The organism is Arthrobacter sp. P1_C12_2, assembly GCF_056406415.1.
Map to the genome: position 1 here is coordinate 109,055 of NZ_JBFUAF010000016.1, position 9,214 is coordinate 118,268.

6 protein-coding genes are annotated in these 9,214 nt (G+C 61.3%); all 6 read right to left on the bottom strand.

Features of this window, described 5'->3' with window-relative positions; all coding sequences use genetic code 11:
• Positions 1-347 precede the first annotated feature (347 nt).
• A complete protein-coding gene (gene mobF / locus AC1DZQ_RS16645) occupies positions 348-3,899 on the bottom strand; it encodes a MobF family relaxase (protein ID WP_476964532.1) in 3,552 nt (1,183 codons plus the stop codon).
• Positions 3,900-4,911: 1,012 nt separating this feature from the next.
• Positions 4,912-5,190, bottom strand: a complete 279-nt coding sequence (locus AC1DZQ_RS16650; protein ID WP_476952649.1) for a hypothetical protein — start codon at positions 5,188-5,190, stop codon at positions 4,912-4,914.
• Between the two features lie 406 nt (positions 5,191-5,596).
• Positions 5,597-6,421, bottom strand: a complete 825-nt coding sequence (locus AC1DZQ_RS16655; RefSeq protein ID WP_476869415.1) for an HTD2 family dehydratase — start codon at positions 6,419-6,421, stop codon at positions 5,597-5,599.
• A complete protein-coding gene (locus AC1DZQ_RS16660; protein WP_476952651.1) occupies positions 6,418-7,830 on the bottom strand; it encodes an MmgE/PrpD family protein in 1,413 nt (470 codons plus the stop codon). The genes AC1DZQ_RS16655 and AC1DZQ_RS16660 overlap by 4 nt, the downstream gene beginning before the upstream one ends.
• Positions 7,831-7,838: 8 nt before the next feature.
• Positions 7,839-9,023, bottom strand: a complete 1,185-nt coding sequence (locus AC1DZQ_RS16665) for a cytochrome P450 (protein WP_476869417.1) — start codon at positions 9,021-9,023, stop codon at positions 7,839-7,841.
• The coding region (locus AC1DZQ_RS16670; protein ID WP_476964533.1) for a ferredoxin at positions 9,020-9,214 on the bottom strand (195 nt) is incomplete at its 5' end. The genes AC1DZQ_RS16665 and AC1DZQ_RS16670, both read right to left, overlap by 4 nt.

Below are 9,214 nucleotides of genomic sequence, written 5' to 3' on the forward strand. Positions count from 1 at the left end.
GAACCGGTGGGTTGTATTGCGTTAACGCTCAGGAGCGTCAATTCGGTCGTAGTCCCGCTTGCCAGCTTGGCATTGTCGAAAGACCTCCATCTTTCCGTTGCGTCGGCCAGCCATGTACGGCGGTGGTTGACCCGTGTCCACCAAAACCCACCTAACAGCAGCGCAGCTGCCACCAAGAGGCCGCCAACAATAACCTTGAATACGGAAGGGACTTCGGCCGCATCGAAAGACACCAGAAAGAGGACAACGGCTATCAGTACAACGGTGCTGGTCGATACCAGCCCAGCTGTAGCAACTTTCGGTTTCACCGTGGGGTTTAGGACCATAGTCTCGCCTCTTCCATCAGCTTAGAGCTGCCAGCCAGCCCTGGTAAGGACGACCTGCTGGGAAAGGGGCATATTCAATGAACTGGTTTCTCGCTGAGGTGCTATTGGACAATTGCGAGCGCCATCAATCATTACTTGGAGTTTTTCCCTCTGATCCCGCTGTTCCCACTCGTAGTCAGCGGGAGTCGCTCCCAGTGGCAGGGGTGAGTCCGAGATCCCCCACCTGTCCCTGAATAGGGCGACGTCACGAATCAGTTGGCCTGACGCACCGCTGCCAAGGGAAACCGCCAAGACGCGTTTCCACTCAGGGTCCTCTGTCAGGGCAGTCATGGCTACGGTGTCGGTCCTCTGCCGGATGCGTTGGCGGACCTGATCGACCATCTCCGCTAAGTCAGGACGAGGAGTAGCAAGACCCTCAAGCAAGGGGTCGATCGACATTGTCGGCATCCCATTCACGAACCGACGCAACCGCATGCTGAGGATAGACGCGTGGTCGTTCGCACCAGTTTTGTCTCGGAGAGTCTCCTCTAAGACGCGTTCAGCCCCCTGAAGGCTGACGGCCGTGGCCTTCCGCCACGCCGCGACGGCCGCGCCCCACGCAGGTGACTTTTCGAGTTCGAGTGACGAGCCGCCGTCGTGCTTGCTCAAGTATTCCGTGAGACTTTGAGCAGCGGCTATTTGCGCCAAATAGTCATACTCCGCGTAGAGGCGTTCGAGGGTGTCTGACTTTTTGCGCTCCGCGTCGCGTACTTCATGGGCGGTCCGCTCAGCACCTTCCGCAGCGAGTACTTCGCCTAAGATGCTCCGCCACGACGGCTGCAGCGAGGGGTCAAGGGCAGGGTGCTCAGAGTCATCACCTTCGCTGACGTAGGCAAAGTTGCCGGACCGGCCCCGGGTCATGCTGACATAGAAGAGCTCGCGGGTGAGCCGGCCCTGGGTAACCACAGTGTGACCGGTGTCGACGGTGACGCCCTGGGAGCGATGTGCGGTGGTTGCATAGCCCAGCTCAACGTGCGACTCGAGGTACGTCCGGGGGAGTATGATCCTCGCTCCTGTTTGCCGCCGAACCGCTTGAAGTGAGGCGTCCCGCTTGCTGACACTTTCGACCTCGAACAGTGTTCCATTCCGGACGAAGTCACCGTTGCTGTCGACGAGCCTGCGGTCGTTTCCGCGGGCGATGATGGTGTCGCCGGAACCGGCGTATAGGCCATCGTTGAGCAGAACGCTCAGTTCGGGATCCACCTCGCCCTTGGCCACGAGGTCGGCTTGGGCGCGTTCGTTGAGCATGCCGACGGTGTCATTGTCGGCCGCGATAAGGATGGATGACTTGCCCGCGAGCGTATCGGCCTGCCACGCTAGGTACGCCCGGTGGACCATGTCCAAGTAGGTGCCGTGGCTGATCCGTCGATGCTTCTCATAGTCCAGAATCGCTGAGTAGTCTCCCCTCCGTAGCTTGAGGGATGATGCGCCCTCCCACTTCTCGTGAAATCTCCAGATGCTGCTGAGTCGGGTGGTCATTTCTTGCCGGTCCAGCCAGCCGAGAAAACCGCCGGCGTCGATTGCGTCCAGCTGGCCTGGGTCACCCACCAAGAGGATCTTCGCATGGGCCTCGCGGGCCTGCTGGACCAGGGCGGCGAGTTGGAACGTGGAAACCATGGAAGCTTCGTCGATAATTACGAGCTGATCCGGGTGAAAGCACCATCGCTGTTGAACGGCGGCGAGCCGGGCAGCTTCCTGCGCGAGTGCGATGCTCCGGCGGTCGTCGGTATGAGCCTTCGCCAGACGAGTCTGAACGTCGAAGAAGCGCCCAGCCCGTGAACTTGCCCCTGGGCCCACCGACTCGTGCAGCCACTTTGCGACGTTCTCTGTGGCCATGGAGAGTCCGCGGCCCAACACGTCCGCGCTTGCCGCCGCCGGGGCAAGCCCGAGCACGCTACCGGCACCGTGTTCCGCTTCCCATATCGCCTTGACGGCGCCGAGGGTCGTTGTCTTTCCCGCGCCGGCTGGGCCCACGATCGCGTCGAGGCCGTTGCCGCTGAGGAGGACGCTGGCGACGGCGGCACGCTGATCGGAGTGCAGTTCCGGCTTCTCCGGCTGTCGGATTCGGTCAAGCGAATCCATGATGACATCCGCGCGCACGACTGGGCCGCCGTCGTCGTTTCTTGCCGCCATGATGGCATCCTCGCAGGCGAGCGTTGACGTATCGGTGTAGAGGCGGGATCCGTGGAAGTCGAAGACGCTGCTTTGCCTGATGCGGACGTCCGGCGCGGCGTCTGGTGGGGCGGTGTAGCGGTACTCGTTGAGCGCCACGGACTGATGTTCGGCGGCCGTGGCGACGGCATCCATTAGTGCATTCCGGTCGGAAGCGGAGCGGCAACGGATCTGGGCGCAGACCCTTTCCGCTTCGGCGAGGAGGTTCCAGCGGTTCCAGGTTGAGCGCTTGGCGGCGACCCGTTCACGGGCAAGGGTTGCGACGGCGCCAATCCAATCGGGCGTGAGGTCCACGACCGAAAAGGCGGAAATCCGGGAGCGGTTGATCGTGGCGGCGAGGACGTCAGTTGGGTGGTAACCTCTGGCGATCGCTCGTGCCCGCCATTGGTCTGAGAGTTCACGCAGAGGCGCGGGGAGTTCGGCCTTTGGAACACGGGTAGCCAAAGTCGCGTGCTGACGAAGCTTGATGGTCGTTGCTGCGGGCGGAGGGTGACCGTGTTCCGTCTTCCATTCCGCCACGAGGCGGTCTGTTTCCACGTTGATGAGACGGGACCGGTTAGAAAACTCACGGATCAGTTCTTCGTCTATGCCGGTGAGTTGCTGGCTCGGATTGCGGGTGCTGGTGACGGGGATTCGGATATTGGTGTCGCTTCCGAGTTGTCGGTGGAGGGCGTCGAAGAGGAGTCCGTTGTAATGCTCGCTGGCGGCGACGGCGGCCTTGTATAGGGTGCGGGAGTCGAGCGTGACCCAAGCCCCGTCGGTGATGCGCTGGATGCGGTTGGCGATAACCACATGCGTGTGCAGCTGGGGGTCGCCAAGACGTGATTCCCAGTGGTCGAAGGCGGCGGCGATTGCACCCATCGCGCCTAGGTGGGCGACGCCGTTCCGTCCGGCGCGCGTGTGGACGACGTTCTCTTCGAGCCATGTAAGGGTCTCTGCGACGACGTCGTGATGGGTTCGCAGGATTCGGTCTTGGGTGCTTCGGGGGCTGAGTGCCCACAGGATGGACACCGATTTTGGCACACTGAAGGTCAGGTCGAAGCCGACGACGGCGTGCCTCACGGTCGATGGGCCGGTCTTGTTGTCGACGGCGGTGGGTTGGCTGTGCGGGCGACCCAGCGGCCCGCCCGTGTCGGGGTGAACTGCTAAGTCGAAGACTGCTTTCGCGTCAGTTTCGGAGACGGGTTCAGCGGCGGTTCTGTTGATTCCGCTGAGTCCACTGCCGATCCAGCGGCCTTCCGGTGTGCCGGCTTTCATGTAGTAGGTGGTGGCGTCCGGGGGAGAGGAGGCGAGGTCGTTCATCATCGTCGTCTTGAACAGGTAGCGCAGGCCGGATTGTGCCGAGAGCCGTGCGATGGACATTGTCATAGCCGCGGTGCTCCAGTTTGGCGCTTCGATGGATGCCACCCACGACGACGGAAAATTTCCAGGGTTGCTTGATCGAGCGCCACGCCCTTTGCCTGGGCAATGGAGACCAGCCAGGCAGAGACGTGCGCCAGATCCCGAACGTTGGTCCTTTGCGCGCGTTTGAGGCGAGAGACCTCTGACTGGAGGAGGTTGTTACTCATTCTTTGTTCCGAGTTCTCCGCTTCGAGACGATCGATCTCGCAGGCTTGAGAACGGAGCTTGGACTGGAGTACTTCGCGGTGCCGCTGGCATGATCTCGTTTTCGACTCCAGCTGTCGCTTGGTTGCTTCCAGTTGGGCTTTCAGGTCAGTGGCCAGCGAGTCCGCTTTGGGTGTTAGGGCAGGGCGGTGGCGAGTCCGACGTCGACGATCCCGCTGCCTGTTGCCACAGCGCGTCGAACAGAAGCGCTGTGTCCTGCGGGACGACTCGAAGCCTTCGGTGCACTCTTCGCATTTCTTGACAGTCACGTGTGTTCATCTGTGCTGGGCCGGCTATCGACATGACCCGACGTGGGCAACACTCACGCTGATGGCCTTGGATGCCAGAGGTGTGAGCAGTTGATTAGTGATGGACAGGATAGGGAGCAACGAGACTTAATGCCACTGCTCTCTTCTTTGGAGCGTGCGGACGGTTCAAGTCTCCTAGGGGGAGGCGGAGTGCTGATTAGTGCAACAGCTTGTTGCACGATTGCTGGTGCTATGAGGGCCGGCACAGCTGTTGCAGGGCGAGCTTCCATCCCGTAAGGGAGTCTCAAACTGTCCAGATGGCGTCTGGACAGTTTGAGGTTCTTCCTGTTTCGGTGCTCGGCGGAGTCCGCGTGCGACGTAGACCGTGACCTGCGTTTGGTGGACGGTTTTAGAGAATCTGTTTAGAGAGCAGCGGGCATTCAGGGCGGATATTTGTCCACCAGGCTTTATGGACGGCGCGCGACCAAGGTGTCGTGTCCTCTCGTTCACCTTCGCACGATCTAATCGCGGAACTCCCGAGTTGTGCCGCATGGCACTTCATGGTCGACTCGAACGGTGTACTTGCCGTAATCGCGTTGTATGACCAGGATTCCCTGCCTGCGTTCAAGAGCGGTGGGAATGAGCCTGCTGATGGCACCGTTAAGCTTCTCGTCTCTGCTTTGGGGCTCCTCCAAAGTGATGACTTCAAGGGAAACAGGAAGCGCCGGGCTTCGGAACAGGCCGCTGCCCGTTAGCGAGAAGGCAGCGCTGGCTTCCCGCTCATGCAACTTGTAGGACACATGTCCTCCTTTACTAGGTCGACCGGCGAGTACGGTCGTAATTGCCGTTGATGTGGTTTCCTGCCGGAGCACCCCCTGATTGCAGTCCTCTCGTCTGGAAAAGCGGAAGCTTCCACCCGACTGCATATGAGGTCGAGTCCTGGGTCTCGTGCTGCAAGGAATTCAAGGACCGGCCGAGGACGTCAGATTGGGGTGGCCCCACTCACCCAGCCACTGACTGTTTCACACTTATAGTGGAGTCCGATCCAGGGTGACGCGATCAGCTCATAGTCGGGGGAGTCCTCCAGAGGTTCTTCTTTTCTGGATTCACTCGTTGTTTCATCCACTGTCTTTGCCTTCCCGGTGACGAGCCGCGCATAAGTTAGTGCCTAGCCGACTGTGCCTGGTCGAAGGAATGAAAGGCGCGCTATACATCTGACAGGGTGCTCACCGCGCAGACTGCACCTTCGGCGCTGCGCGCCTCGGCACCGTTTTCCAGACCATTCGGCCCCGGGACGATGGAGAATGTCTGAGGCTTGGTCATCGGGGAGGCAAGCCGGTAACCGAAGGTCTTCCCGACCAGGTCGATCCCTTCGCGGCGCATGTGTTCACCCATCATCAGAGCCAGGAGGGGCCCGTGGATGACGAGGCCATCGTAGCCCTCGTTCAGGCACCAGTCGCGGTCGTAGTGGATCCTGTGTGCGTTGTACGTCAACGCGGAGAACCGGAACAAAAGTCGTTCATCGACTGCTTGCCTCAACACTCGGCCCGCGGGCGGGGCCGGCGGGGTCGGGGGTTGGGGCAGGGAGCCGGTTCCTGAAGCGCGGTAGACGATGTCCTGTTCTTCACGGATCAGGAGCTCGTGGGCTTGGAAGATGTCATGGCGAACGGTAGTGAACGTCAGCGGTCCGGTCCGGCCGACCTTCTCGACTGACTTAGCCACGGAAATGACTTTTCTCGCCGGCGCACCAATCTTGAGCTGCCCGAAGGTCGAAACCCGACCACCGGCGAACATTCTGCGCCGGTCAGGTCCTGGAGGTGCCGGAATACCGACTGTGGGGTGCCCGTCCGGCCCGAGCTCACTCTCACGGCTGCGCTCCAAAAGGTAGAGCCAATGCCAGAGCGGAGGGACGGTAGCGCCGACATCGAAGGGTATGTCGATGTTTATGGCTGCAGCGAGGGATTCCACCGGTTCCGCAGCGACGTACTCCGAGCGTTCGATGCGGTCGTCGGTCAAGGTATTTGGTGTCATTTTTGGGTCTCTATCTTGGTCGCGTAGGTGGTAGCGCTGAGTGCCGCGATGAGGTTGTCGATGGTGGGTGAAGAATCAAGATTTTCCACTGCGTCGATGAGCTTCGCGGTCGTCTCTTCGCCGTAGGGGCGAAGGAGAGCACGTGCCTTGGCGACAACCTCGGCGTGCGTCATGGGGTTCTTTTCGGAGCCCTTGGCGTCCGTCGGATTCCCGGCCGGGAGAGTGATCTTTTCGCCGTCGATCAGCTCGAAATCAAGGCGAGGGCCGTCCTCGAGCTGGATCGATTCGTCGAGCACCATCGAGATCTTGGCGAAGATCTCCTGGATCCGGGGCTCTGCGATGCGGGGCGGGTCGAATTGCTCCAGCCCGACAGAACGGTTCTCCAGCGCCACGCTGATGGCGTAGGGCAGGCTGAACTGGGCATCGAACACTGTCTCGATGGGATCGACGTTGAGCATGTTGATCGCTGTCTCCCCGGCGGTCACTGTGATGGAGCGGATGTTGGCGGGCCGCAGATCACGTTCAGCGATCAGTTTCATCACTGCATCAACCGCTGAGTGGCTGCCTCGGCAACATGCGTAGGGCTTCAAATAGGACGTGGAGACATTGAAGGTCTCGCCAAGACGGCCAAGGACTCGTTCGGGGAAACCGTGGCCGTCCCCGTAGGTGGCATAGATTCCACCCCATGGTGCCTCGAAGATCCGATGGGGTCCGGTGACACCCGCCCTGGCGAGAAGGGCAGCGTCAATACCTGATTCTCCCGCTTTGCCCGGGTGCACACGCTTGGTCCAGGCGCCGTCCTCGATGAAGGCCCAGACCCCTCCTGTGAACGATCCGGCGATGCCAAGGGCATCGGCAAAGGTGGTCGTGTCAAGCTGGAAGATCTTGGCGCAGGCGGCCGCCGCGGCGAAGGTGCCGAAGGTACCGGTGGAATGCCAACCGCGGTCGGTGTGGGCAGCGAAACCGCCGATGCCCTGCAAGAGCCGATAGCTGATGTCGTATCCGGCGCAGGCGGCAACGATCAGTTCCTTGCCGCTGGAGCCACTGAGTTCTGCGGCAGCGATCGCGGCCGGCAGGGTGGCCGAGCCTGCATGTCCCGGGCCGCCACCGTCGTCGAAGTCCCGGGCGTGGGCCGAGGTTCCGTTGGCGAGTGCTGCGTGTGCGGGGTTCAGGCGTTCGGAGGTTCCCCAGACGAGGCTTGGGCCGCCGTTCGAGATGCCGGTGACGGCTTTACGGACGCGGCGTGACTCCTCTGAGGGGATGCCGGCCATGGCGACGGCGAGTGTGTCGAGGATGTGGTCTTTGATCCCGGAGACCACATCGGGTGGGAGGTCCTCGTAGCTGGTCTTGGACCAGTATTCGGCGAGCCGTTCGGTGAGGGACTGCTGCCGTTCAGATGTGAGTGACATGGAGTACCTCAGCCTCGGGGGCCCAGGTCGACGGTGAGCTGATTGATCGTCCACCGCCCGGCGGTCTGGCTTATGGCGGATTCGGAGTCGACGACGCGGGCCTGAGGGTAGTGGCGGACGAGGTGCCCGACTACTTCTTCGATCTCCACCTTGGCGAGTCCTTGTCCAAGGCAGTTGTGTGGGCCCGTGCTAAACGTGAGTGGCTGGTTCCGCTCGCGGCCCAGGACGAATTCACCGGGGTTCTCGAACCTCTCCGGGTCGCGGTTGGCGGACCATACGGCTACATGCATGTCAGTTCCGGCGGGGATGGTGATGCCTCCGACCTCGATGTCTTCCATGGCAATCTTGCTCACAACACCGGTTCGCGGATAAAGGCGAAGCGCTTCGATGACTGCGGTCGGGATCCAGGTGGGGTCGGCGACGATCTGCTCCCAGACTTCTCTGTTGCGCAGCAAATTCCACACCACCAGGCCGATCTGGTGACCCGTATTTACCGAACTCGCTTCGAGCATCGAGGTTGCTTCGTCGAAGAGTTCCTGCTCGGTGAGCTTGCCGTTGTCGGCGAGCGTCATCAGGTGGGAGAGCATATCGTCGCCGAGACCGTGGGCGCGCTTGCGTTCCATCAGATCCCCCAGATATTCGAACAGTTCGTCGTAGGCGGCGAGGATGTCGGGCTTCAGGCTGCGATCCCTGGCCAGCAGGGCCAGGGTTCGCTCGGAAAGTTCCTGCACTTTGGGGGCGTCGGTTCGCGGAGCACCGGCGAGATGGCAGTAGACCAGCGACGGGATGCGGCGATCTACGCCTGCGTGGAAGTCCACTGGCTTCGTGTCGTCGAGTTCCCCTACGATGCGGGTCACAATATCAGTGAGCATTTCACGGGTGTTCTGCACTGTCGCGGGGCCCATGAATCGGGCAAGCGGGGTGCGCAGGCGCAGCTGTTGCGCTCCGTCCTGCATGATGATGCTGCGAGCTCGAAAACCATGTACGGCACCATCGTTGATGCCGAACTCTTCCATCAGTCGCAGCGCAGAGTTCGCGAACCGTGGATTGCGCAGTACATCGGTGGCCAGTTGGTAGGACAGGACCGCGTAACCTTCGGGACCGGAGGCGATACCTCCGTCTGGAAGCGCGCCACCGGGGTGATCGGTCGCGTTTGGGGCGAAGAGTTCGAATGTGGGCACGGTATTCGTCATGATCGCGAGATCGCTCCCATCGGGCAGCAGAGGATGACTTCTTCGAGGTCGTCCTCGCGCTCATCCTCGACCTCGGAACGCAGCTGTTCGAGCGTGCCGTCCTGGTCGATCCGGAACACGTCGGGCATCAATGCAGCGCAGGTGCCGTTGGCATCGCAACGTTGCAGGTCCACGTTGAGTTTGATCATGGG